Below are 24248 nucleotides of genomic sequence, written 5' to 3'. Positions count from 1 at the left end.
GTTGTCCTCAAACGCCGGACGGGCTGAAATCAGCCCGTCCGGCGTTTGAGGACCGAGGTCCGGGGCGGAGCCCCGGGAAGGGTCACGGCTTCAGCGTCAGCTCCGCGTCCGTGCCCTTCTTCACCGCGTCCGGGCTGAAGGCCCACGGCAGCAGCTCGCCCTTGGCCCACTTGTCCGTCTGGTCGTAGTAGTGCTCGTTGTAGGCGTGGCCCGACGCGCCCGTGAGGTTGATCCACCGGGACTTGTCGAGGTCGTCGAGGTTGACGACCATCCGCATCGACGGCACCCAGACGGCCTCGTAGCCGCCCGCCGCGTTCCAGCCGGAGGCGTTGACCGCGGCCTCGCCGCCCGCCAGGTTCCAGGGCCCGCGGTTGAGGACCCACTGGACGATCCCGGGGCCCTCCTTGCCGAGGGTCTGGTTCTTCAGGGTGAGCTGGTGCAGCCGGCCCCAGCTCCAGGAGTTGACGTCCTTGCCGAGCTTGGAGGTGAGCTCCCAGCGGGCGTCCTTCATGGCCCGCGCCAGCAGCTCGTCACGGTTGCTGGCGCCCGGGTTGCTGCGGGTGCCGAACTTCCACCAGTCGTCCTCGGGCTTGTCGAGGATGGAGCGGACGACCTCGAACCAGCGGTCGCCGCCGTCGGGCTGCGCGGAGTCCGCGTCCCGCTCGCCGCACTCGGTGACGAGGCGGGCGTTGCCGTCGAGGTCCTCCTGCGGACCGGCGTCGTTGGCCGGGCGCACCCGCAGGCACTGGTCCTTGACCCGGAGCTCCTTGGGCAGCTTGTTGCCGAAGGCGAGCTTGAGGGTATTGCGCCAGACGGCGTTGAAGTACGCGGCGGCGGCCGAGTCGGCCTCCTGGGTGTAGTCCCAGCCCTGGAGGAGCTTCTGGGCCTCGCGGACGTACTTCGTCTCGCGCTCGTTGGCGCCCTTGAGCTCGATCTTCAGCAGATAGGGGGTGAGCAGCTTGGCGATCTCGCTGGTGTTGTCCATCTGCATCTTCTGCATGTCGTCCGTCGAGATCTTCCCCCCGTCCTTGATCTTCGACTGGATGAGCTCGTTGATGCGCTGGCTGCGGACGCCGTAGCCCCAGTCCGAGGTCAGGTTGTACGGGTACTTCTTGTCGACGACGGCCTGGTTGGCGGTGACGATGTAACCGCGCTGGGGGTCGAGCTCCCAGGGCAGCTGCTCCTGCGGGATCCAGCCGGTCCACTTGTAGGCCGAGTCCCAGCCGGGCGCCGGGTAGCGGCCGTCGCCCTTGCGGACGGGGATGCGGCCCGGGGCCTGGTAGCCGATGTGGCCCTTGGTGTCGGCGTAGACGAGGTTCTGCGAGGGGACCTCGAAGCCGGCGGCGGCCTTGCGGAACTGGGTGAAGTCCGCGGCGCGGTTCAGCTCCAGCAGGGCGTCCATGCTCTTGCCCGGGTCGAGCGCGGTCCAGCGCAGCGAGACGGCGTAGCCCTCGGCGCGGTCGGGCGCGGGGTCCTGCACCGGGGCGTCCTGGCCGACCTTGCCCAGCTCGGTGTTGCGGTCGGAGACGACCGGGCCGTTCGCGGTGGTGCGGATCGTGAACTCACGGTCCTTGCCGCCGGCGACCTTGATCTTCTCCTTGCGGGTGGCGAAGGGGACCTGCTTGCCGTCGTAGAGGTAGCTGCCGGCGGTGACCTTCTCCAGGTAAAGGTCGGAGACGTCGGCGCCGAGGTTGGTCATGCCCCAGGCGATGTCCTTGTTGTGGCCGATGACCACACCGGGCATGCCCGCGAAGGTGTAGCCGGCCACGTCGTACGGGCAGGCCGGGCCGGTCTTCGTGCAGTGCAGGCCCATCTGGTACCAGAGCGAGGGCAGCTGCGGGGCGAGGTGCGGGTCGTTGGCCAGCAGCGGCTTGCCGGTGGTCGTGTACTTGCCCGAGACGACCCAGGAGTTCGAGCCGATGCCGTTGCCGGAGGGGCCGAGCAGCGCCGGGATCTTGTCGAGGGTGTGGGAGAGCGAGGACAGGCCGGTCTTCAGGCCGTTCGCGGCGCCCGCGCCACCGGTGGTGGCGGGGGTGCCGGCACCACCGTCCTGCCCGTTCTGCGCACCGTTCTGCGCACCGTCCCGACCCGCCTGGCCGCCGTTCTGGCCCGTCTGGCCGTTACGGCTGTTCTGGCCGTTACGACCCGTCTGGCCGTCCTGGCCACTCTGACTGTTCTGGCCGTTCTGGCCCGCGGCCGGCGTGCCCTTGGGGTCGAACGCCTTGGTGGCCGGGTCGACGGCGCCGCCCTCGATGATCGGCTTGTTCCGGTCGTACGGGTACGCCGGGTAGAGCTGCTCGATCTGCTTGGGGCTCAGCCGGGTCGAGGCGAGCGAGCGGTCGATCTCGTCCTGCATGTTGCCGCGCAGGTCCCAGGCCATGGCCTTCAGCCAGGCCACGGAGTCGACCGGGGTCCACTGCTCGGGCTTGTAGTCGTTCTCGAACTCCAGGGCCGCGTACTCGACGGACAGCGACTTGCCCTGATGGTCCTTGAGGTACTCGTTGACGCCTTCGGAGTACGCCTGGAGGTACTTCTTGGTGGTCGCGGAGAGCTTGGTGTCGTACTCCTCCTGTGCGACCTTCCGCCAGCCCATCGTCCGGACGAACGCGTCCGTCTCGACCTGGCCGTCGCCGAACATCTCGGAGAGGCGGCCGGCCGTCAGATGGCGGCGGACGTCCATCTCCCAGAACCGGTCCTGCGCCTGGACGAAGCCCTGGGCGCGGAAGAGGTCCTCGGCGGTGTCCGCGTAGACCTGCGGAATGCCGTTGGCGTCACGGGAGACCTTCACCGGCCCCGACAGACCCTTCAGCTGAAGGGTGCCGCTCGTCTCCGGGAAGGAGGCGCGGACCGTACTGACGCTCCAGTACGCGCCGAACCCCACGCCCGCCACGATCAGCAGCACGAGGGTGATCACGAGCAGCCGGGCGCGTCGGCCTTTCTTCTTACCGGTCTTCTTCTTGCCGGAAGGGCCGGTCTTGTTGGCGGGCATCGCTGTCCTTAGAGGGGCAGGGTGGTCCTGGAGTGCTGAAGCAACCATAGGCGCAGGGCCAGGAGCGGCCCGACGCGGAGTCCGGCCGCCGAAGTGACATAGATCGCCATCGCCCTCCTGTGACTGCCGTCACGCGTCAAGAACGCGTAAAATATTAGGTTAGGAAATGAAGTTCTCATCGGTCGGAGGAACGTTCCGGCCGAAACCCGCCCGTTATCCGTGGAAAGACTCGTGAAGGGACCGGCCCCTGACTGTCCACCACCTCAACGAACTCCTGCTGATCTGCTCTCTCGTACTGCTCGTGGCGGTGGCGGCGGTACGGATCTCCTCGCGCAGCGGGCTCCCCAGCCTGCTCATCTATCTGGGCATCGGCGTCGCCATCGGCCAGGACGGCCTCGGCATCTCCTTCAATGACGTCGGGCTGACCCAGGTGATCGGCTACGCGGCGCTCGTGGTGATCCTCGCCGAGGGCGGTCTCGGCACGAAGTGGCATGAGATCAGACCCGCCCTGCCCTCGGCCGCGATACTTTCCACCTTCGGCGTCGCCGTCAGCGTGGGCGTCACCGCGGCGGCGGCCCATTACCTCGCCGGTGTCGACTGGCGCCAGGCCCTGATCATCGGTGCGGTCGTCTCCTCGACCGACGCCGCGGCCGTCTTCTCGGTCCTGCGAAACGTTCCTCTGCCGTCCCGGCTGACGGGTGTGCTGGAAGCGGAGTCCGGCTTCAACGACGCCCCCGTGGTCATCCTGGTCGTCGCCTTCTCGGCGGCCGGCCCGGTCGACCACTGGTACCTGCTCGTCGGCAAGATCGCCCTGGAGCTGGCGATCGGCGGCGCCGTCGGCCTCGCGGTCGGCTTCCTCGGGGCGTACGCGCTGCGGCACGTCGCCCTGCCCGCCTCCGGCCTCTACCCGATCGCCGTCATGGCCATCGCGACCGCCGCCTACGCGGGCGGCGCCCTCGCGCACGGCTCCGGCTTCCTCGCCGTCTATCTGGCGGCGCTGATCCTCGGCAACGCCAAGCTGCCGCACTGGCCGGCCACCCGCGGTTTCGCGGAGGGGCTCGGCTGGATCGCGCAGATCGGCATGTTCGTCCTGCTCGGCCTGCTCGTCACCCCGCACGAGCTGGGCGACGACATCATCCCCGCGCTGGTCGTCGGCCTGGTGCTGACCATGGTCGCGCGCCCGGTGTCGGTGTTCCTGAGCCTGGCGCCGTTCCGCACGTCCTGGCAGGAGAAGACCCTGCTGTCCTGGGCCGGGCTGCGCGGCGCGGTACCCATCGTGCTGGCCACCATCCCCATGGTGGCCGAGGTGGAGAACAGCCGGACGATCTTCAACATCGTCTTCGTCCTCGTGATCGTCTACACCCTGGTGCAGGGCCCGACCCTGCCCTGGCTCGCCCGGCACCTGAGGCTCGGCGAGAACGAGCCGGAGGACCTCGGCATCGAGTCGGCGCCGCTGGAGCGGCTGCGCGGCCATCTGCTGTCCGTGGCGATCCCCGAGCCGTCACGGATGCACGGTGTGGAGGTCGGCGAGCTGCGGCTGCCCCCCGGGGCGGCGGTGACGCTCGTCGTGCGCGACGGCACCAGCTTCGTGCCCTCGCCCACGACCGTGCTGCGCCGGGGCGACGAGCTGCTGGTGGTGGCCACGGACCCGGTGCGGGACGCGACCGAGAAACGGCTGCGCGCGGTCGGTGAGGGAGGAAAGCTTGCGGGCTGGCTGGGGAGTACGGGTACGATAAAGAGGAAGTAACCTATTTAGTTCGAAATTCTTGATCCTCGAACTGACTCCACAGGTCCGCTTCACCGCCGGTCATCTCGGCCGGCGACACCGACATCACCGAACCAACTCTGCCTGATGCAGGGCTGGCGCGACCGCACGGCGGCCGCGGTCGCGCAGTACAAGGCGGCCCGCTCGGCATCTACCACGGTCCTGCGCGAGAGGACAGCTCTCGGCGCGCTCCGTGCGGCTTTCCCCCGTCCGGTGCGCGCTACCAGGCGGCGGAAAGGCCCGGCCGTGGCAACCACGGTCAACGACAACGCCGGGACCCGGCCGGGATACGGACAGCTGCTGCGTACGCGCGGCGCCTGGACCTTCCTGCTCCCCGGCTTCCTGGCCCGGCAGCCGTTCGCGATGCTCACCATCGGCATCCTGCTGCTGGTCGAGCACACCACCGGCTCGTACGGCAAGGCCGGCGCCGTCTCGGCGACCGCCGGCGTCGCCATGGCGCTCTTCGCGCCGCAGAGCGGCAAGCTCGCGGACCGCTTCGGCCAGGCCCGGGTGCTCATACCCGGTGTGGTCGTGCACGCCGCGGCCATCGCGCTGCTGATCACGCTGGCACTGACGGACGCACCGCTGTGGGCGCTCTTCGCCGCAGCGGTGCCCGCCGGTGCGTCGACCCCGCAGATCGGGCCGATGGTCCGGGCCCGCTGGGCGGCCAAGCTGGACGGCTCACCGCTGATGCCGACGGCGGCGGCCTTCGAGTCGGTCACGGACGAGTTCACGTTCGTGATCGGCCCGGTGCTCGCCACCGCGCTGTGCACCGGTGTCCACCCGGCCGCCGGTCTGATCACCGAGGCCGTGCTCACCATCGGCGGCGGTCTGCTCTTCGCCGCCCAGCGGCGCACCCAGCCCACCCCGGTCCGGGCCGCCGCGGGCAGCCCGGAGAAGCAGGCGTCGGCGCTGTCCGTGCCGGGCGTGCGGGTCCTCGCGATCGCCTTCCTCGGCATCGGCTCCGTCTTCGGCGGCATGCAGGTGTCGATGACGGCCTTCACCAAGGAGCTGGGCGAGCCGGGCCTGAACGGTCTGATGTACGGCACGTTCGCGGCCGGAAACATGATCGCGGGCCTGATCTGCGGTGCCATCGCCTGGCGCGTCAGCGCCCAGCGCCGGCTGCTGATCGCCTACCCGCTGCTGGCGCTGGCCACCACCCCGCTGTGGGCGGCGGACTCGCTGCCGATGCTGGGCGGGTTCGGCCTGCTGGTCGGCCTGTGCATCGCCCCGGCGCTGATCACCGGCTACACGCTGGTCGAGAAGCTCGTCCCGGCGGGCAGCCGCACCGAGGCGTTCACCTGGCTGACCGGCGCGGTCGGCCTCGGCCAGGCGGCCGGCGCGGCCGTCGGCGGCAAGCTGATCGACACCCACTCGGCGAGCACCGGCTTCCTGGTGCCGCTGGCCGGTACGGCGGCGGCCCTGGTGGTCCTGCTGGCGCTGCGGAAGGCGCTCACCCCGCGCGGCGAATCGATCGTCGCCGCACGTGGGGTCGGTCACCGTCAGTCCGTCTCGGTGGACTGACGCGACGGAATACTGCAATATGGATCGTCGTTAGCACTCAACGAGTGAGAGTGCCAGGAGGAGCAAGTGCCGACTTACCAGTACCAGTGCACCGAGTGCGGCGAGGGCCTCGAGGCGGTGCAGAAGTTCACCGATGACGCCTTGACCGTGTGCCCGAGCTGCGACGGACGCCTGAAGAAGGTTTTCTCCGCGGTCGGCATCGTCTTCAAGGGCTCCGGCTTCTACCGGAACGACAGCCGTGGCGCGTCGTCCAGCAGCAGCCCCGCCAAGGCGAGCGGCACGACGAGCACCGCGTCCAAGTCGGACTCCTCCTCGTCGGCGTCCACGTCGAGCACGAGCGCGACCTCCGCGTCGTCGTCCGGCTCGTCGAGCAGCAGCACGTCGGCAGCCTGACGCGCGCTCCCAAGCGTTCCGGAGCCCGTCGCCCCACCGGGGCGGCGGGCTCCGTCGCATTCCCGGCCCGGCCTCCGCGGTCGCCCCTCCGGGGCCTTGCGAAGCGCCGCTAGGGTGGGCCGCATGGTCGATACAGACACCGTGATGGTCGAGGCGGAACCCGTGCGTGCGGACATAGGCGTGATCGGCGGGTCGGGGTTCTACTCCTTCCTGGAAGACGTGACCGAGGTCATCGTCGAGACCCCGTTCGGGTCGCCGAGCGACTCGCTCTTCGTGGGCGAGCTGGCCGGCCGCAAGGTCGCCTTCGTCCCCCGTCACGGCCGCCACCACACCGTGCCGCCGAACCGCATCAACTACCGGGCCAACCTCTGGGCCCTGCGCTCGCTCGGCGTCCGGCAGGTCCTGGCCCCCTGCGCGGTGGGCGGGCTGCACCCGGAGCTGGGCCCGGGGACGCTGGTCGTACCGGACCAGCTGGTGGACCGTACGAAGTCACGGGTCCAGACGTTCTTCGACGGCGAGCCGCTGCCCGACGGACGGCTGGCGAACGTGGTGCACACCACGTTCGCCGACCCGTACTGCCCCACCGGCCGCGCGGTGGCGGTCGCGGTGGCGCGCGGTCACGGCTGGGGCCGGGTGATGGACGGCGGCACGATGGTCGTCATCGAGGGGCCCCGCTTCTCCACCCGCGCCGAGTCCCGGTGGCACGCGGCCCAGGGCTGGTCCGTGGTCGGCATGACCGGGCACCCGGAGGCCGTGCTCGCCCGTGAGCTGGAGCTCTGCTACACCTCGATGGCCCTGGTCACGGACCTGGACGCGGGGGCCGAGACGGGCGACGGCGTAAACCACGGCGATGTGATGCGGGTCTTCGCGGAGAACGTCGGGCGACTGCGCGAGGTGCTCTTCGCGGCGGTCACCGCGCTGCCGGAGAACGACGGCCGGTCCTGCCTCTGTTCGGGCGTGCACGAGGGCTGGGACCTGGGTATCGAGCTGCCGTAACGACTCTTGCGTTCCGGGTAACCGGACAGAGCTGGCAAAATCTCCCGTACGTTGCGGAACTGTTCATTCCGCAACGTACGGAGACAAGCGTCAGAGAGATAGCGAGGCAGTTGCGGTGAGCGAGAAGAAGACAGGCGTGCTCGGGGGCTTCAAGGCGTTCCTGATGCGGGGGAACGTGATAGACCTCGCCGTCGCCGTCGTCATCGGCGCCGCGTTCACCAACATCGTGAACTCCGTGGTCAAGGGTGTGATCAACCCGGTCGTCGGCGCGTTCGGCACCAAGGACCTGGACCACTACGCGTCCTGCCTCAAGGGCCCCTGCGACAAGAACGCCGCAGGCGAGGTGACCAAGGGCGTCTTCATCCAGTGGGGCACCGTGCTCAGCGCGACCCTCACCTTCCTGATCACGGCGGCGGTCGTCTACTTCCTGATGCTGCTGCCGATGAAGCGCTGGCAGGACCGCCAGGCGGCCAAGGCCCCGGCGGCCCCCGCGAAGGAGACCGAGCTGGAGCTGCTCACGCAGATCCGCGACGCGCTCGTGGAGCAGCGGCGCGAGCCGGGCGCGGACGCGGTGCCGGCCCAGCGGTAGGGCCCGGGCCCGCCGTCGTCACACGTGGCCGCCGTCGTCACACGTGGCCGCCGTCGTCACACGTGGTGCGGCGGCTTCTCGTCCAGGAAGCGGGCCAGGTCGGCGGCGCCGCCGCCACCGGAGGGCCGGTCGCCCCAGCCGTGGTCCGTGTCGTCCGAGGACTGCTGGGACAGCGGGTCGTCGAAGATCAGGGCGGCGGGACGGGGCCGCGGGGCGGGCTGGGGGGCGGTGTCGCTCATGGGTCCAGGGTACGGGGGTGGCCGGCGCCGCCGTACGGTACGGGCGCGGGTGCGGTACGGGCGGGCTTTTCCCCTACCCGCCCCTTCCCGAATTGTCCTCGATCTCCGGACGGGCTGAATTTTCAGCCCGTCCGGAGGCACCTCCCAGCGTTAGCCGGGGGAGAGTGAGGACCGGGGTCCGGGGCGGAGCCCCGGCCCGCCCGTACGCACCGCTCCACCGCGCGCTCCGCGCGCCCCGCGGTGACAATCGGCGCATGAGCGAGCACCCCGTGGCCCGGACCGGTGCCGTCCTGCGGCGGATGGTCGCGCGCGACCGCGACGAGGAGCACCGCGCGGCGACGCCGCTGGAGCTGTTCTTCGACCTCTGCTTCGTGGTCGCCGTGGCGCAGGCGGGCGCCCGGCTGGTGCACGCGCTGGCGGAAGGGCATACGGGCACCGGGATCATCGCCTACCTCTTCGTGTTCTTCGGGATCTGGTGGGCGTGGATGAACTTCTCGTGGTTCGCCTCCGCCTACGACTGCGACGACGTGCCGTACCGGGTGCTCACCCTGGTGCAGATGGCGGGCGTTCAGGTCTACGCGGCCGGGGTGCCGCGCGCCTTCGACAAGAACGACTGGACGATCACCGTCGTCGGCTACGTCCTGATGCGGCTGGCCCTCACCACGCAGTGGCTGCGGGCGTCGCGGTCCGAGGAGGATCCCGGGGCGGCCGTCACGGCCCGGCGGTACGCGCTCGGCCTGACGATCTGCCAGCTCGGCTGGATCGCCCTGCTGTTCGCCCCGGCAGGCTCCCGGAGGTGGCTGTTCCTGGTCCTGGTGGCGGCGGAGCTGTCCGTACCGCTGCTCGCCGAGCGGCACACGCCCACCCCCTGGCACCCGCACCACATCGCCGAGCGCTACGGCCTCTTCACGGTGATCGTCCTCGGCGAGACGATCACGGCGGGCACGGTGGCGGTGCAGTCGGCCCTGGACGAGGACGAGGCGCTGGGCGAGCTGCTGCCGATCGCGGCGGGCGGGCTGCTGATCGTGTTCGCCGCCTGGTGGATCTACTTCGCGGTACCCATCCACGAACACCTGTCCGCCAACCGCTACGCCCTCCCCTGGGGGTACGGCCACTACCTGATCTTCGCGTCGGCGGCGGCGATCGGCGCGGGCATCGAGGTGGCGGTGGAGCAGGCGGTGGGAAAGGCCCATGTCTCGACGACCGCGGCGGCGGCCGCGGTGACGGTCCCCTCGGCGGTCTTCCTGTTCGTGGTGTGGCTGCTGCATTCCCGGCATTACAAGAGGGGGATGGCACAGCAGGCGGTACTGCCGGTGTCGGCGGCACTGATGCTGGGCTGCACGTTCGCGGGACATGCGGCGGTGTTGCTGGCGGGGGTTGTGGGGGCGGGGACGGTGGGGGTGGGGTGACGTTGTCTGCGCGGGGGTGAGTGACGGGGGTGGGTGACGGGGTGCGGGTTGTCGCTGCGCGGGGCTTGTTCCCCACCCCGCCCCTTCCCGAACGGGGCTCCGCCCCGGACCCCGGTCCTCAAGCGCCGGACGGGCTGATTTTCAGCCCGTCTGGGGGCACCTCCTGGGGGCACCCCCAGCGGTAGCTGGGGGAGGTAGCTGGGGGAGTTTGAGGACATTCGGGAAGGGGCGGGGCTGGGGAAAAAGGCCCCGCGCAGCGGCACCCCCGTGGTACCCAAGCCCCATGACGCACCCCGGCCCCCAAGACGCCCTCACCGACGTCCCCAACCTCCACGTAGGCCACGCCCACCGCAAAGGCAACGGCTTCCTCAGCGGCACCACCGTCGTCCTCGCCCCCGAAGGCGGGGCCGTCGCCGCCGTGGACGTACGGGGCGGTGGCCCCGGCACCCGGGAGACGGACGCCCTGGACCCGCGGAACCTCGTGCAGAAGGTCGAGGCCGTCGTCCTCTCGGGCGGCAGCGCGTTCGGGCTGGACGCCGCGTCCGGGGTGGTGGCGTGGCTGGAGGAGGCGGGGCGCGGGTTCCGGGTGGGCCCGGAGCCGTCCCAGGTGGTACCGGTCGTCCCGGCGGCGGCCCTGTTCGACCTGGGCCGCGGCGGCGACTGGCGGGCCCGGCCCGACGCGGCGCTGGGCCGGGAGGCGGTCGAGGCGGCGGCCCGTACGGGGTCGGGGGCGCCGGTCGTCCAGGGCTCGGTGGGCGCGGGTACGGGCGCGGTGGCCGGCGGGCTGAAGGGCGGTGTCGGCACGGCCAGCGTGGTGCTGCCGTCGGGGACGACGGTCGCGGCGCTGGCGATCGTCAACGCGGCGGGTTCGGTGGTCGAGCCGACGACGGGCGCGCTGTACGGCCGGCTGGCCGCGGGCGAGGTCGAGATCCCGGACCGGGAGCGGCACCGGGCCGCACAGGAGACGCTGGCGGCGGCCGTGCTGGAGTCCGCGAAGCGCTCGGCGGCGTCGGCGCGACCGCCGCTGAACACGACGCTCGCCGTCGTCGCCACGGACGCGGTCCTGACCCGCGCCCAGGCGCAGAAGCTGGCGGGCACGGCCCACGACGGCCTGGCGCGCGCCGTACGTCCGGTGCATCTGCTGACCGACGGCGACACGGTCTTCGCCCTGGCGACGGGCGCGCGCCCGCTGGTCGCGGAGGACGTCTTCGGGGACACGACCGTACTGGCGGCGGGGGCGCTCAACGAGATCCTGGCGGCGGGGGCGGATGTGCTGATGCGGGCTGTGGTGAAGGGGGTGCTGGCGGCGGAGTCGGTGGATGGGGCGGGTGGGGTGTTTCCGTCTTATGGGGAGTTGTACGGGGGGTGAGTGGCGGGGGTGCCGCTGCGCGGGGCTTGCCCCCAGCCCGCCCCTTCCCGAACCGGGGGCAAGCCCCCCGGGCCCCCGTTCCGCGCTCCGCGCGGTGTCCTCAAACGCCGGACGGGCTGATTTCAGCCCGTCTGGGGGCACCTCCCAGCGGTAGCTGGGGGAGTTTGAGGACATTCGGGAAGGGGCGGGTAGGGGAAAAGCCCGCCGCAGGCGCAACCACCGCCCTCAAACCCCACCGCCCCCAGCAACGACCCAGCCCCATACGTAACCCCCATAGCCACCACCCCACCCCCGCATTACGCAACACCGCCCGCCCCACCCCCGCCCGCCCCATCCGCGCACTCCCCCACCCGCACAGCGCCAGCGCACAGAGCACCGCCACCACCGTGACCGGCAGCCGGACGTGCGGTGGTGGGAGGACCATCGCCAGGAGAGGGAGCAGCGCGCCCGCCGTGAAGGCGAGGAAGCTCGCGGCGGCGGCCTGCCAGGGGCTGGTGAGTTCGTCGGGGTCGATGCCGAGTTCGACCTCGGCGTGGGCGCGGAGCGCGTCGTGTTCGGTGAGCTGTTCGGCGACCTCGCGGGCGAGCTCGGTGGTGAGGCCCTTGCCCTTCAGGAGGTCGGTCAGCTCGTCGAGTTCGGCCTGCGGGGCCACGGCGAGTTCCCTGCGTTCCAGGGCGAGGGCGGCCTGTTCCGAGTCGCGCTGGGTGCTGACCGAGACGTACTCGCCCGCGGCCATCGACAGGGACCCGGCCAGCAGCCCGGCGAGCCCGGCGGTCAGCAGCGTGCCGCGCGCGTCGGTGGCCCCGGCGACGCCTACGACGAGGCCGGCGGTGGAGACCACCCCGTCGTTGGCGCCGAGGACGGCGGCGCGCAGGCGGTTGAGGCGGTTGCCGAGGGCGCCGCCTTCGTGGGGCTCGTCGTGAGAAGGGGGACGCTCGTCCTGGGAAGAGGAACGCTCGTCAGGAGAAGAGGGACGCTCCTCGTGAGAAGGGGAACGCTTGCCCTCGGACGAGACCCCGTCCTCCTGGGACGAGGACCGCCCCCCGCCCCCACGCCCGTCATCAGCCCCGCCGTCCGGGGAACCAGCGGCTTCGTCATCGCTCACCAGCCGAGACTCTCACCCGTCCCCCCGCTCACGCCGCCGGACGCACCCCTGTCACCCGGGCAGGCTCACCCGGATCTTCGACTGGCCGTGCGGCCGGGTCTCCCAGTCCTCCATGAAGCGGGCGCGCAGCCCGTGCTTCTCGGCGAGGGCGATCAGGGTCCGGGTGCGGTAGTAGAAGTCCTCGCGGAGCACCTGGTGCTCCGCGCCCTCCGTGCGGTCGAAGGTGAAGTCGAAGAAGCCGTCGGGGGCGAGGACGCGGCCGACGTGGGCCAAGCACTCGTCGATGACCTCGATCGGCGAGTGCGAGAAGACGCTGTGCGCGTGCACCACGTCGAAGTGCCCGTCGGGGAGGAAGTCGAAGGTGAGGTTCTGGGTGATGGTGAGGTGGGGCAGCTTGCCCTGGAGGCCGAAGGTCGTCAGGGTCTGCTTGGCGGAGATGAGGATGTCCGGCGAGATGTCGATGCCGTAGTAGTTGCCGGTGTCGAGGTGGTCGATGAACAGCCGGCCCGCGCGGAGGTTGCCGCAGCCGATGTCGAGCATGCGGTGGTGCGGGGCGAGGCCGTGCTCGGCGAGGTAGTCGAACTGCATCTTCCCTAGGGCCAGCCAGCGGTCGTGGCTGCGGCTGCCCACGGCCGCCTCGGGGTTGCGGGCGGTGTCGGAGGCCATCACCGCGCGGTAGTAGTCGACGTGGTCGGGGTGCTTCAGGCGCAGCCAGGTGTCACGGGCGTGGCGCTTGAGGTACGGGGCGATACGTGCCGGATTGGTGACCGCGTAACGGACCTTGTGGCTGAGGTGGCTGCGGTTCTTGAGCATGGCTTTGGGCGAAGACATGGGAGTGACCTCCTTCGAAGACACGAGCTGAGAAGACACGAGCTGAAGAGGGGGAGCGGAGAAGCGGAGAGCGGAATCGGCGCGCCGCCGTCAGATGACGGCACGGCGCCGCAGCACGACGCAGATCAGCGCGAACAGCGCGGCGGCCAGCCCGAGGAAGACCGCGGTCTCGATCCACTGGAAGACCCAGAAGTCGCTGCTGGGATAGACCTTGTGGTAGCGGCCGACGAAGCCCTTCTGGGCCATGCACGTCTTGAGGTCGGGCAGTCCCTCGCCCCAGGGGCAGGCGTCCGCGATGGGCTGCTTGCGGCCCGCGCCGTCGATGAAGCCGAACTCGCCCGTCGACCAGGCGCTGCCGACGTCCTGCCGCGGCGCGTCGCCCTGGCTGATCCTGGCGGTGGGCGAGATCCAGTCGGAGCGGAAGGTGTTGAGCAGGAAGCGGAGGCCGACGACCACGCCGAGCACGGTGCCCATGGCGGGCAGGGTGCGGCGGATCAGCAGACCGGCGGCCGTACCGGCGGTGAGGCCGAAGAGGGCGCAGGCGATCGCGGCGGGGCCGGTGGCGTTGAAGATGTAGCCGTCGTGCCAGTACAGGCCGTCGAGCATGTTGGAGATCGGCGACCACCACCAGGCGACGAGCGCGGCGAGGACGGCCGAGCCGAGGACCGAGCAGAGGGCGGCGAGCCCGAAGCGGGCGGTGAACCAGCGGCGGAGGCCGACGCCCTGGGTGAGGGCCAGCTTCCAGGTGCCGCTCTCCAGCTCGCGGCCGAGCAGCGGGGCGCCCCAGAAGATGCCGATGATCACGGGGAGGGCGGCGCTGAGGGTGCCGAGGGCGAGGATGCCGTCGTTGTTGTCCGCCAGCAGCCGCTGGGCCTGCTCGGGGTCGGTGCCCGGGCACGCCTCGGAGTCCCAGCCGTTGCAGAGCTTGAAGTGGTGGTCGTCGATGAACGACATCATGTCCGCGCGCTGGAACGCGACCCACGCCACACAGGCGAGGAGGAGCGCGGCGCCGGTCAGGATGAGTGCGCGCTGCTGGCGCCAGGCCAGCCAGAGGGTGCCCTTCACGCGGCTGCCTCGTTACGGCCGGGGCGTGCGTCGCGGTCGGAGCGCAGATAGGCGAGCAACAGTTCTTCCAGGGAGGGGGTTTCGGTGATCCAGTCGTCGCCGGCGGGCGCGGCGCCCCGGACGAAGGCGGTGACCTGGCGGCCGGTGACGGCGGCCTCCACGACCCCGTCCCGGTCCAGCCCGGCGGGCAGCCCGTCCTCGGTGGAGCCGTCGGCGAGGCCGGTGAACCGTACGTGCGCCTCGCACAGCCGCTGGACGTCGCCGTCGAGTCGTACGGCGCCGTGCTTGAGCAGCAGTACGTGGTCGCAGACGCTCTCCAGCTCGGACAGGACGTGTGAGGAGATCACGACCGTGGTGCCGCGGTCGGCGACCTCCTCCATGACCAGGCCCATGGCCTCGATGCGTACGAGCGGGTCGAGGTCGGCGAGCGGCTCGTCGAGGAGGAGCAGTTCGGGGCGCTTGCCGAAGGCGACGGCGAGCGCGATGCGGGTGGCCTGGCCCTGGGAGAGGGTGCCGACCCGGGCGTCGAAGGGGATGTCGCCCGCGCGGACGATCCGTTCGGCGGCGGCCTGGTCCCAGTCGTCGTTGAGCTCGCGGCCGAAGCGGAGGGTGTCGGCGACGGTGAAGCGCGGGTAGAGCGGCTTGTCCTGGGCGAGGAAGGCGGTACGGGCGCGGGCCTCGTCGCTGCCGGGGGTCGCGCCGAAGACGCTCAGCTCGCCGGTGGTGGGGTGGAGCAGGCCGGTGGCCAGGTGGAAGAGCGTGCTCTTGCCGGCGCCGTTGGGGCCGACGAGGGCGGTGATCTTCCCGGCGGGCACGGCGAATTCGCAGTCGCGCAGCGCCCACCGGCTGCGGAATCTGCGGCCGAGGCCCGTGGCCCGCAGGGCCGTGGGGACGGTCGGGTCGGTCACGTGTCTTCCTCCATGGACTGCGGTGATCGGCGGGTCGCCCGTGCGGGCGGGGCGGGCGGCGGGAGTGGCGGGGGTGCCGGGGATGGCGGGGCCCGCTCCCGGGGTGGCGGGGCGGCCCGCTCCGGGGGTGATCGCCCGGCCGGTCGCGCTCACCTGGAACTCGGCGTCGAGGGCCGCTTCGGTGAGCGCCTCGATATCCTCCCGCTCCAGCCCGGCCTCGCGGGCCCGCGCCACCCAGGCGACGGCCTCGGCGCGCAGCGGGGAGTCGGCCCCGGCGGCGGCCCGGGACAGCGAGCGCCGTACGAAGGTGCCCTGCCCGGGGCGTGGCTCGACCAGCCCCTCGCGCTCCAGTTCCCGGTAGGCCCGGAGGACGGTGTTGGGGTTGATCGCGATGGCCGCCACCACCTCTCTGGCGGTGGGCAGCCGGTCGCCCGGCTCCAGTGCACCCAGGCGCAGGGCCTGTCTGACCTGATGCACGAGCTGCAGATAGGTCGCCACCCCACTGCGCCGATCTATCCGGAATGCGATCATTTCGCACACTCGTTTCACTAAGGTGTTAGTGAAATGATGCGAGGGTACGACGATGGCGTCAAATCACGGCGGGGAGGATGCGGGCGATCACGGAGCGTGCGTACGGGATGGTCGGAGCGGGCCCGTGCCCGCCGGGCGCGGGGGTACCGGCGGCCGGGCCGGAGGATGCCCCGTCCGGCGGGGGCGGGAGCCGTCGCCTGACGACCCGCCCCGCTCACCACGCCGCGTGAAGCCCGGACACGCCCGCGCGGGACGCCTTCAGGATGCCGCTCCCGCACGCCCGTTACGGCGAGTTCGGTCCCGGCCCATCATCAGGGCAGGTACCGAGAAGGGAGACAACCCCATGAAATCGAGGGCGTTCCGCCTCGCCCCGGCGGTAGCGGCGCTCACGGCGGGTCTGCTGCTGGCCGGAGCGTCGGGGGCGGCCGTCGCGACTCCGTCGGAGGAATCCCCGAGCGCGACCGGCAGCGCCGCGAGCAAGTCGGACGACAAGTCGGCACGGGCGAGCTGGACGAAGCGTGGCGAGTACTACCACAACCAGGACTGCTGCCACTCGGCGGGCGATCACGGTAAGCGGAATGGCGACTGGCACGACTACAAGTGCGAGCACCACGGCCACTGGTGGTGGCTGTACAGCAAGTGAACGACGGATCGGCGACGAAGGCGGCTCGGCCCTCCGATGACGGGCCCCCGGGGGCTCCAGTTGTGCTCAGTCGACGCCCCGCCCGCACGCCCGGACGGCAGCCCGGATCGCGGCGACGCGGGCGGGGACGTCGGCCGGGGGCACGCCGCGCGGGATGTATGGACCTTCCTCGCCCCGGCAGTGGCGGCAGACGCCGCCGGGGAAGGCTTCGGGGCGGCCGGGTGCGCGGCAAACGGTGCATTCGACGATGCGCAGGGGCGGGCGGGCTACGGGTTCCACGTCGGCGGCGGGCAGCTCCGGGGGCATCTTGTCGACGAGCCGCCGCCGGGCGAGGGCGCCAGGACTGTGCACGTCCGGGGGGAGGCCGGCGGTGAGCGCCCGTACGACATCGGCGTCGGTGGCGCCGAGTTCCAGCCACTGGGTGGCGAGCTCTTCGAGGGCGGCGCATTCGGCGGCGGAGAGGGTCATGCGGGGGTCGGTGCGGCCGACGGAGGCGAGGAGGAGGTAGGCGGGGGTGTGGATGCGGGTGCGGGTGCTTTGGGTGCGGGCGGGTGGTGGGTCGGGGGCGGGGCGGGGTGGGCCCTCCGGGGCTGCATGATTTACGGGCCCGGCACCCGGAATCGCATCGTCACTCCGCAACGGGGCCCGCAAATCACGCGTCACGCCCCTTGCCGGGCCCACCCCGCCCCGCCCCTCCCGCCGCACTCCGGCTGCGGGCCGGTGCCGCCCGGCAGGTTTCCGGCCAGGAACGTCTCCCACCAGTCGTCACCCCTGGCGGTACGGGAGAAGTACGTCCGGGTGACCCAGTTCCAGCTCCCGGCGTCACCCTTGATCCGCTCCGTCACCCGCCGCAGATGCCCGGCCTCCGAGAGGCGTCGTAACGCGGTGAGGCAGGCGGCCTGCCCGTAGGCGGGAAGCTGCGAGGCCAGGGTCTTGGCGTCCATTGAAGACCCGTCGGGAAGCCGGTCGATGTAGGTGGCGATGGAGGCTTCACGGGGCCGGAGGTGGTCGAAGTCGCCCCGGCGGCGGGTGGCTTGATCGGGTACGGATCGCTTGCCGTAGCCGCGGGCGGCGGCGGGATGGGGGTGCGGGTCGCGCGGTGCGCGGCTAAAGTCGGCGTCAGCCATGGGGATCGCTCGCGTTCGATCTCGGTGGTCAGACCCCGGACCCGGTGTTGGCGCACCGGCCGGGGTCATTTGTTGCTGCGAACGCTAGAACGCGGCGACAGGATGTCGCAACCCGATCACCGAAAGTGAACACACCGTGGTATAGGCGGCAGTTGGGAGGGTGGGTGGGTGGTATCCACCACCCGTTCCTCACAAAGAGCGCTCGGGGCTGGGGACCCGGATCCCGGAGCTCAGGCCCTCCCGGGTACGCAATGGCCTTCACGCCCCGAGAGGGAGAGCACATGCCTGTATACGTCGACTTCAACGAGTTCGACGAGATGTTCGAAACCTTCCAGCACACCGCGTGGCGTCTGGAAACCCGGCGCGCGTACCACTCCGACGAAGAGACCGAGACCTATCGGCGCTTCGCACGCGGCTTGGACGCTGGCTACGACCTCGACGACCCGTGGTGCAGCTCGCGCCGCGAACAGGCAGCCCTGGGCAAGAGGTTCGAGCGCGTACGAGTCGTCGACTCCCCGCCCACCCCGGGACAGCTCTACCTCCTCGACGGAGCTCGACGGAACGCCGCCGTCGGGGAGGACATCCGCAACCTGTGGCGCGACGAAGCCGACCGGCTCGGCCTGCCCGCCGAAGACTTCTGGCTCTTCGACTCGCGCGCGGTCGCCTTGCTGCATTTCGACGCAGCAGACCGCATCACCGGCATCGAGCTGATCACCGACCCGGTCGAGGTCGTACGGTGCTGCCGGATCCGAGACGCGGCCTGGCACCAGGCGATCGGGTACGAGCAGTTCACCGAACAGGTCCGTGCCGGAGGCTGAGCTCTGACGACCGGCTAGCCGCAGCTTCCCCCGGCGCTCAGGGAAAGCGCTCGTCGCCACGCGGCAGCCCTACCCTGGGCTCGAAGGGACGGTGAGCCCATGTCCACTGGATTGTCCGACAACATCAGGAAGTACCGCCGCGCAGCCGGCCTGAGCCAGGAACAACTCGCCCATGAGGCAGGCATCTCCCTGGGCGTGGTGCGCAAGGTGGAGCAGGGCGGGGACGCGCGCGTCGAGACGCTGCACACCCTCGCCCGCGCGCTGGGGGTGTCCACTTCCGCCCTCTTCGCGACCGAGGCGCCGAAACCCGTCATAGGCGATGAGGCGAACCGGCGTTATCTCGCGGAACTGCGGCAGGCGTTGATGCCTCCCATCGGGCTCACCGACACGCTCGGGGACCGGGGCGAGGCCCGGGAGCTGGCCGAACTCCGCGAGGGCATCGCGGACGGGCACGCGCTCTATCACGCGGACCGTTACGGCTCCGTCGCGAAGAGGCTTCCCGGGCTGCTCCGGTCGGCCGAAGCCTGCGTCGCCGCCCTGGAGGGCGAGGAGCGGCGGCAGGCGGTGGTCCTACGCGCCCAAGCGCTGCTGCTCGCGGGCAAATACCTCACCCAGGTGCGGCAGTACGACATGGCTTACCACGCGCTGGCGGAGAGCATCCGGCTCGCCCGGGAGGCCGGCCGGACCGATACCGCGGCCACGGGCGTCGTCGGCATGTGCTGGCTGCTGCTGCGCCAGGACCGCTTCGACGAGAGCGAGCAGCTCGCCAGCCGCACGGCGGCCGCGTTGGAGCCGCGTTTCTCGACCGCCGATCCGGGACAGCTCGCCGTCTGGGGCGAGCTGTCCCTGCGGATCGCGTCGGCGGCCCTGCGCAACAACCGGCCGGACGTCGCCCGGGAGGCGCGGCGGATGGCCCGGACGGCGGCCGGGGCGATGGACTCCGAACACATCGACCACCGGAGCCACTGGTCGACGTTCGGGCCCGTCACGGCGGAGCTCAAGGAGGTCGAGGACCTCTCGATCGTCGACGACGCCCGCGGGGTGCTCCGGCGCGCCGACAACGGTCTGTTGGGCAAGAGCTCGTTGAGGAGTCACGGCAGGCCGACGACGAACAACTGGGACCGCCACCGGCTCGACGTGGCCAAGGCATACGTGTCCATCGGCTCCCACCAGGACGCGATGGGCGAGCTGAGGCGGCTACGGAAATCCTCCGGCGAGTGGCTGAAGCACCAGGCCATGGCGCGCTACGTCATGAGCGACCTGCTCGCGTCCCGCAAGCGGACCCTCACCCAGGACATGCGGGAGATGGCGGCCCACCTCGGCGTGGTGCGGTAACTACCACGCTACGTGTCGTATAGCGCCCGGAACCTGGTGAAGTACCACGCCAGGCTCCTGGTTCGGCCACGCGGACGGCCCTACGTTTCCGGTGTGATCCAGAGATCGGAACCGCCCGCAGTCCATGACCGCCCAGACGTCCATCCGGCCGCTCCCCCATGGTGCATGGGCTGTTCCCGCCTCACCTTGGCGCATGTCACGGCCGTCCAGGACGGCCGATGGCACGACGCCATGGCAGCGGCAGAAGCACGGGTGCGGCACCGGCAGGAAGCCCATCACGACGTCGAGCGGACCGACGGCACGAGGGACGTCCCCTCGTCGACGACACTACCCAGGAGGCACACGATGTACGGATCGCGGCTGATGGCCGACGGCGGCAACCCCCAGGACGACAGCGACAGCGGCAACAAGCACGGCGGTGGCGGGTCGGACGAGGGTGGCAACACCAATGACGGCCGCAACCCGGCGGACGGCAAGTGAGCGTGCCCGTAGAGAGGGAGACGGGCCCCGAGGGGCTCGTCTCCGGGCTCGTCGAGAAGGGCGTGCTCGGCAGCGACTGGCTGCCCGCGTTCCGGGCCGTGCCCCGGCACCGCTTCGTGCCGGACGTCATCTGGCCGGGCCGGGCGGGCATGAACCGGCAGAGCGACCGGATGGTCCGCACCGAGGACCCCGCGGCATGGTGGGCGGCCGTCCACCGCGACGTACCGATCACCACTCAGTGGGACGACGGTGCCTACACCGGCCCCGGCCGGGGCCGGACCCCCTCGTCGTCGAGTTCCATGCCGGCCATGGTCGCCTCGATGCTGGCCGCGCTCGATGTCGAACAGGGCAGCACCGTCCTGGAGATCGGCACGGGCACGGGCTGGAACGCGGCGCTGCTGTCGCACCGGCTCGGCTCCGGGAACGTCGTCACGGTCGAGGTCGACGTGCGGAGTGCGGGTGAGGCGCGTCGACGGCTGGCCCACGCCGGGTTCACCCCGCGCTGCGTCGTCGGCGACGGCGCCCAGGGCTGTCCGGAGCACGCTCCCTACGATCGCGTCATCGCCACCTGCTCGATCGGCGCCGTCCCCCGCGCGTGGATCGAACAGACCCGGCCCGGCGGGGTGATCGTCACCCCGTGGGGGCCCACGTACGGCGGGGAGGCCGTGGCACGCCTGACCGTGGCCGGGGACGGCACGGCGTCCGGGCCGTTCGTCGGGTCCAGTGCGTTCATGCGGCTGCGGGCTCAGCGCAAAAACCTGCCGCCGGTACCGGCTTCGCCGGACGGGCGGGCCGAGCGGCGGACCACGGACCTGTCCCCGGACGACGTGGGCGACTGGATCCACATGTTCGTCATCGGGGTCCGGGTGCCGGATCTCTTCTGCCGGGTGGAGCCCGGGGAGGAGGGCGCATACCGGCTGTGGCTGTACGACACCGCCCTGACCTCCTGGGCCTCGGCCGGCTTCGACAAGGGCCGCACGACGTTCCCCGTCGTCCAGTCCGGGCCGCGCCGCCTCTGGGACGAGCTGGAGGAAGCCCACCGGTGGTGGGAGGCCAACGGCCGCCCCGGGTTCGAGCGGTTCGGGCTGACCGTCTCGGAGGAAGGACACAGCAGCGTCTGGCTGGACGAGCCGGCCGCTGTCCTGACAGGCACGTGACATTCGGCAGGCAGCAGAGGAGTGACGTGGCGGAAGATCTGATCCCCTTCGGGGAGGTCGCCCATCTTTTCGAGGACTTCGCCCATACCGCGTGGCGGCTGGAGACCCGGCGCGGGTACGCCTCCGATCGCGTGGGCCCCAAATGGAAAAGGTTCCAGCGCGGGGAGGCACTGGGCTACGAGCCGGACCAGCCCTGGCATGCCAGTGTCAGGCGGCAGACCGAGCAGGGCAAACGATTCGAACGGGTCCGGCTCGTGGACGACCCACCGACCGAGGGGCAGCGCTTTCTGCTGACCTCCGGTCCGGGAAACGTCGAGGCGGGCGAGGACATCCGGAACATGTACCGCGCCGAGGCGCTCCGCCTCGGGCTGCCGGACTACGACTTCTGGTTGTTCGACTCCCGCATCGTCATGAAGTTCGTCATCGACGACCAGGACGAGACGCTCGGCGTGTACCTTCTCGAGGACGCCGAGACGGTCGTCCACGCCTGCCAGGTCAGAGACATGGCCTGGCACTACGCAATCGCCACAGCCGAGTTCCAGGCACAGGTGCCTTCGACTGTGTGAGCACCGATTTCCAGGCAGGCCGGTAGCCCTCGGTGCGCGGCTGCGCGAGCCGCGCACCGAGGCCGGCCGCAGCGGACGGTGGCACAGGGGGGACGCCGCACGGCGCCCCCCCCCGGGGCGCACGACGGAACAAAGGCACGGGGACAGGACATACGTTCACCCCACCGGGGAAGCGTGTCACAGCCCCCTATGTCCCGGTCGAAATCAGGCCATCGCCGGACGCCGCACGCTCTTCAGGGCCACGACCGAACCGGCCGCCACCGCCACGCCCGCCGCGATCGCGACCAGGTACAGGAACGGCGCGCCGATCAGGGGGACGACGAACACGCCGCCGTGCGGGGCGCGGAGGGTGCAGCCGAAGGCCATCGACAGGGCGCCGGTCACCGCGCCGCCCGCCATCGCGGACGGGATCACGCGCAGCGGGTCGGCCGCCGCGAACGGGATCGCGCCCTCGGTGATGAAGGACGCGCCCAGTACCCAGGCCGCCTTGCCGTTCTCCCGCTCCGCCGCCGTGAACAACCGGCCGCGCACCGTCGTGGCCAGCGCCAGGGCCAGCGGCGGGACCATGCCCGCAGCCATCACCGCGGCCATCACCTTGAGGCTGCCGTCATTGGGGTGCGCGAGGCCGCCCACGGCGAACGCGTACGCGCACTTGTTGAGCGGGCCGCCCAGGTCGAAGCACATCATCAGGCCCAGGATCACGCCCAGAATGACCGCGTTGGCGCCGGACAGGCCCGCCAGCCAGTCGGTCAGCGCCTTCTGGAGCGAGGCGACCGGCTTGCCGACCACCAGGAACATCAGGAAGCCGACCACCGCCGACGACAGCAGCGGGATCACCACCACCGGCATGATCCCGCGCAGCACCTGTGGCACGTCCACCCGCTGCACGGCCAGCACGGCCGCGCCCGCGAGCAGACCGGCGATCAGGCCGCCGAGAAAGCCCGCGTTGACGGTCAGCGCGATCGCGCCGCCGACGAAGCCGGGGACCAGACCCGGCCGGTCGGCCATCCCGTACGCGATGTAGCCGGCCAGTACGGGCACCAGGAAGCCGAACGCGGCGCCGCCGGTCTGGAACAGCAGCGCGGCCCAGCTCGCGGACTCGGTCCACACGAAGTGACTCGCCACGGACGGCGCCTTGTTCACCTCGTACCCGCCGATCGCGAACGCGAGCGCGATGAGGAGGCCGCCCGCGGCCACGAACGGGACCATGTAGCTGACCCCGGTCATCAGCCACGTGCGCAGGCGGGTGGCGAAGCCGTCGCCCGCCCCGGCGCCCGCGTCCATGGGCACGGGCGACGGCACCCCGGCCGGCTCGGGCGCCGGGCCGTGCGCGGCCTTCTCCCGTACCTCCGCGATCAGCTCTGCCGCCCGGTTCACCCCGGCCTTCACCCCGACGTCGACGACCGGCTTGCCCGCGAAACGGGCCCTGTCCCGCACCTCGACGTCGTGCGCGAGGATCACGCCGTCCGCCCGCGCGATCACCTCCGCGTCGAGCGCGACGAAACCGGCCGAGCCCTGCGTCTCCACGGCCAGTTCGACGCCCGCCTCCCGCGCCGCCTGTTCGAGGGCCTGCGCCGCCATATAGGTGTGGGCGATGCCCGTGGGGCAGGAGGTGACCGCGACGATGCGGAAGAGGGGGGAAACGGGGGGAGAAACGGCCTCGGGTGGGGTGGGAGCGGCTTCCGGTGCGGGTGTTGCCTCCGGAGCCGGTGTTGTCTCCGGTGCCAGTGTTGCCTCCGGCCCGTCGGGTATCCGCGTTACCGGCTCCGGCCTCGCCCGCGCCGCCCCCTCCGGTTCCTCCCCCCTGATCAGCGCCGCCACCTCCCCCGCGTCCTCCGCCGAGCGCAGCGCCCCTGTGAACTCCGGCGTCATCAGACGGCGCGCCAGGCTCGACAGGATCGTCAGGTGGTCGCTGTCCGCACCGGCCGGGGCCGCGATGAGGAAGATCAGGTCCGCCGGGCCGTCCGGGGCGCCGAAGTCCACGCGGGCGGCCGAGCGGCCGAACGCGAGCGTGGGCTCGGTGACATGGGCGCTGCGGCAGTGGGGGATGCCGATGCCGCCGTCGAGCCCGGTCGGCATCTGCGCCTCGCGCGCGGCGACGTCGGCGAGGAATCCGTCGAGGTCGGTGACGCGCCCGAGCTCCCGCATCCGTTCGGCCAGCGCTCTCGACGCCGCTTCCTTGGTGTCGGCGGTCAGGTCGAGGTCGACCAGTGCCGCCGTGATCAGCTCACTCAACGCGGGCTCCCTTGCTCGCGATCGCGCCCTGCGGGCGGTGGGGGGTTCAGTGGGGGGACGGGCCGTCAGTCGCGGCGGGCCGCCGGGTCCGGGCAGTACGGGCCTACCGGGCCCGGTCGTACGGCGCGGGCCCGTGTCAGGGCGGCCAGTGCCGTCACGACCGTCACGACCAGC

General features: G+C 71.4%; 21 protein-coding genes and 1 pseudogene. 13 read left to right on the top strand and 9 right to left on the bottom strand.

Features of this window, described 5'->3' with window-relative positions:
* Positions 1-82: 82 nt before the first annotated feature.
* Entirely contained in the window at positions 83-2989 is a 2907-nt protein-coding gene (locus AF335_RS23625; protein WP_102920425.1) for a penicillin acylase family protein, read from the bottom strand.
* A gap of 247 nt (positions 2990-3236) precedes the next feature.
* On the opposite strand from AF335_RS23625, the gene AF335_RS23620 reads away from it, so the two are divergent.
* The 5 genes from AF335_RS23620 (at position 3237) to mscL (ending at position 8256) form a co-directional block, all read left to right on the top strand.
* The gene (locus AF335_RS23620) at positions 3237-4736 is read left to right on the top strand and encodes a potassium/proton antiporter (RefSeq protein WP_102920424.1); all 1500 of its coding nucleotides are present in this window, start codon (positions 3237-3239) and stop codon (positions 4734-4736) included.
* A 264-nt stretch (positions 4737-5000) separates the two neighbouring features.
* Positions 5001-6278 (top strand): MFS transporter, encoded by a 1278-nt coding sequence (locus AF335_RS23615; protein ID WP_102920423.1) that lies wholly within the window; start codon positions 5001-5003, stop codon positions 6276-6278.
* Between the two features lie 66 nt (positions 6279-6344).
* Entirely contained in the window at positions 6345-6671 is a 327-nt protein-coding gene (locus AF335_RS23610) for an FmdB family zinc ribbon protein (protein WP_102920422.1), read from the top strand.
* Positions 6672-6794: 123 nt separating this feature from the next.
* Complete coding sequence (locus AF335_RS23605; protein ID WP_228773646.1) at positions 6795-7667, top strand: S-methyl-5'-thioadenosine phosphorylase; 873 nt, start codon at positions 6795-6797, stop codon at positions 7665-7667.
* Positions 7668-7782: 115 nt separating this feature from the next.
* Positions 7783-8256 carry a large conductance mechanosensitive channel protein MscL gene (gene mscL, locus AF335_RS23600; protein WP_102920421.1) on the top strand — a complete coding sequence of 158 codons (474 nt, stop codon included), beginning with the start codon at positions 7783-7785 and terminating at the stop codon, positions 8254-8256.
* A gap of 56 nt (positions 8257-8312) precedes the next feature.
* Here mscL and AF335_RS23595 read toward each other — a convergent pair whose 3' ends face one another.
* Positions 8313-8495, bottom strand: a complete 183-nt coding sequence (locus tag AF335_RS23595; RefSeq protein WP_102920420.1) for a hypothetical protein — start codon at positions 8493-8495, stop codon at positions 8313-8315.
* A gap of 254 nt (positions 8496-8749) precedes the next feature.
* Here AF335_RS23595 and AF335_RS23590 point away from each other — a divergent pair, with 254 nt between their 5' ends.
* Together AF335_RS23590 and AF335_RS23585 are read left to right on the top strand one after the other, a co-directional pair.
* The gene (locus AF335_RS23590) at positions 8750-9904 is read left to right on the top strand and encodes a low temperature requirement protein A (protein ID WP_244927133.1); all 1155 of its coding nucleotides are present in this window, start codon (positions 8750-8752) and stop codon (positions 9902-9904) included.
* 283 nt (positions 9905-10187) lie between these two features.
* Complete coding sequence (locus AF335_RS23585; RefSeq protein WP_102920419.1) at positions 10188-11273, top strand: P1 family peptidase; 1086 nt, start codon at positions 10188-10190, stop codon at positions 11271-11273.
* Positions 11274-11503: 230 nt separating this feature from the next.
* Here the strand turns inward: AF335_RS23585 and AF335_RS23580 are convergent.
* From AF335_RS23580 to AF335_RS34815, 4 genes and pseudogenes are all read right to left on the bottom strand, one after another.
* Positions 11504-12147: pseudogene (locus AF335_RS23580) on the bottom strand (VIT1/CCC1 transporter family protein); the annotation flags it as partial.
* A gap of 282 nt (positions 12148-12429) precedes the next feature.
* Positions 12430-13209 carry a class I SAM-dependent methyltransferase gene (locus tag AF335_RS23575; RefSeq protein WP_102920418.1) on the bottom strand — a complete coding sequence of 260 codons (780 nt, stop codon included), beginning with the start codon at positions 13207-13209 and terminating at the stop codon, positions 12430-12432.
* A gap of 90 nt (positions 13210-13299) precedes the next feature.
* Positions 13300-14274: an ABC transporter permease subunit gene (locus AF335_RS23570; protein ID WP_102920417.1), complete on the bottom strand. Its 975-nt coding sequence runs from the start codon at positions 14272-14274 to the stop codon at positions 13300-13302.
* A complete protein-coding gene (locus tag AF335_RS34815) occupies positions 14271-15713 on the bottom strand; it encodes an ATP-binding cassette domain-containing protein (protein WP_102920416.1) in 1443 nt (480 codons plus the stop codon). Before AF335_RS34815 ends, AF335_RS23570 begins: the two co-directional genes overlap by 4 nt.
* Positions 15714-16056: 343 nt before the next feature.
* On the opposite strand from AF335_RS34815, the gene AF335_RS23560 reads away from it, so the two are divergent.
* Positions 16057-16356 carry a hypothetical protein gene (locus AF335_RS23560; protein WP_102920415.1) on the top strand — a complete coding sequence of 100 codons (300 nt, stop codon included), beginning with the start codon at positions 16057-16059 and terminating at the stop codon, positions 16354-16356.
* A gap of 66 nt (positions 16357-16422) precedes the next feature.
* Here AF335_RS23560 and AF335_RS23555 read toward each other — a convergent pair whose 3' ends face one another.
* Positions 16423-16824 carry a hypothetical protein gene (locus AF335_RS23555; protein WP_102920414.1) on the bottom strand — a complete coding sequence of 134 codons (402 nt, stop codon included), beginning with the start codon at positions 16822-16824 and terminating at the stop codon, positions 16423-16425.
* 191 nt (positions 16825-17015) lie between these two features.
* On the bottom strand, positions 17016-17483 hold the full coding sequence (locus AF335_RS23550) for a hypothetical protein (RefSeq protein ID WP_102920413.1): 468 nt from the start codon (positions 17481-17483) through the stop codon (positions 17016-17018).
* Positions 17484-17764: 281 nt separating this feature from the next.
* Here AF335_RS23550 and AF335_RS23545 point away from each other — a divergent pair, with 281 nt between their 5' ends.
* From AF335_RS23545 to AF335_RS23530, 5 genes are all read left to right on the top strand, one after another.
* Positions 17765-18301, top strand: coding sequence for a DUF6879 family protein (locus tag AF335_RS23545; protein WP_102920412.1), 537 nt, complete (start codon positions 17765-17767; stop codon positions 18299-18301).
* 99 nt (positions 18302-18400) lie between these two features.
* The gene (locus tag AF335_RS23540; RefSeq protein ID WP_102920411.1) at positions 18401-19636 is read left to right on the top strand and encodes a helix-turn-helix transcriptional regulator; all 1236 of its coding nucleotides are present in this window, start codon (positions 18401-18403) and stop codon (positions 19634-19636) included.
* Between the two features lie 345 nt (positions 19637-19981).
* Positions 19982-20116: a hypothetical protein gene (locus AF335_RS36285; protein WP_260421988.1), complete on the top strand. Its 135-nt coding sequence runs from the start codon at positions 19982-19984 to the stop codon at positions 20114-20116.
* Positions 20113-21273 carry a methyltransferase domain-containing protein gene (locus tag AF335_RS23535; RefSeq protein ID WP_170127790.1) on the top strand — a complete coding sequence of 387 codons (1161 nt, stop codon included), beginning with the start codon at positions 20113-20115 and terminating at the stop codon, positions 21271-21273. Before AF335_RS36285 ends, AF335_RS23535 begins: the two co-directional genes overlap by 4 nt.
* A gap of 26 nt (positions 21274-21299) precedes the next feature.
* Positions 21300-21839 (top strand): DUF6879 family protein, encoded by a 540-nt coding sequence (locus tag AF335_RS23530; RefSeq protein WP_102920513.1) that lies wholly within the window; start codon positions 21300-21302, stop codon positions 21837-21839.
* 204 nt (positions 21840-22043) lie between these two features.
* Here the strand turns inward: AF335_RS23530 and AF335_RS35900 are convergent, their stop codons facing one another.
* A complete protein-coding gene (locus AF335_RS35900) occupies positions 22044-24074 on the bottom strand; it encodes a PTS fructose transporter subunit IIABC (protein WP_170127792.1) in 2031 nt (676 codons plus the stop codon).
* Between the last annotated feature and the right edge of the window lie 174 nt (positions 24075-24248).

This window comes from Streptomyces eurocidicus (genome assembly GCF_002891295.1).
In the GTDB taxonomy this organism is placed as follows: Bacteria; Actinomycetota; Actinomycetes; order Streptomycetales; family Streptomycetaceae; genus Streptomyces; species Streptomyces eurocidicus.
Note: the sequence above shows the minus strand (reverse complement) of the source record. Positions and strands in the feature narration are given on the sequence as shown.

Coding starts and splice junctions, on each gene's coding strand:
- AF335_RS23625 (WP_102920425.1), bottom strand. CDS start 2,989: ATGCCCGCCAACAAGACCGGCCCTTCCGGCAAGAAGAAGACCGGTAAG.
- AF335_RS23605 (WP_228773646.1), top strand. CDS start 6,795: ATGGTCGATACAGACACCGTGATGGTCGAGGCGGAACCCGTGCGTGCG.
- AF335_RS23595 (WP_102920420.1), bottom strand. CDS start 8,495: ATGAGCGACACCGCCCCCCAGCCCGCCCCGCGGCCCCGTCCCGCCGCC.
- AF335_RS23590 (WP_244927133.1), top strand. CDS start 8,750: ATGAGCGAGCACCCCGTGGCCCGGACCGGTGCCGTCCTGCGGCGGATG.
- AF335_RS23585 (WP_102920419.1), top strand. CDS start 10,188: ATGACGCACCCCGGCCCCCAAGACGCCCTCACCGACGTCCCCAACCTC.
- AF335_RS23575 (WP_102920418.1), bottom strand. CDS start 13,209: ATGTCTTCGCCCAAAGCCATGCTCAAGAACCGCAGCCACCTCAGCCAC.
- AF335_RS34815 (WP_102920416.1), bottom strand. CDS start 15,713: ATGATCGCATTCCGGATAGATCGGCGCAGTGGGGTGGCGACCTATCTG.
- AF335_RS23560 (WP_102920415.1), top strand. CDS start 16,057: ATGAAATCGAGGGCGTTCCGCCTCGCCCCGGCGGTAGCGGCGCTCACG.
- AF335_RS23555 (WP_102920414.1), bottom strand. CDS start 16,824: ATGACCCTCTCCGCCGCCGAATGCGCCGCCCTCGAAGAGCTCGCCACC.
- AF335_RS23550 (WP_102920413.1), bottom strand. CDS start 17,483: ATGGCTGACGCCGACTTTAGCCGCGCACCGCGCGACCCGCACCCCCAT.
- AF335_RS23545 (WP_102920412.1), top strand. CDS start 17,765: ATGCCTGTATACGTCGACTTCAACGAGTTCGACGAGATGTTCGAAACC.
- AF335_RS23540 (WP_102920411.1), top strand. CDS start 18,401: ATGTCCACTGGATTGTCCGACAACATCAGGAAGTACCGCCGCGCAGCC.
- AF335_RS36285 (WP_260421988.1), top strand. CDS start 19,982: ATGTACGGATCGCGGCTGATGGCCGACGGCGGCAACCCCCAGGACGAC.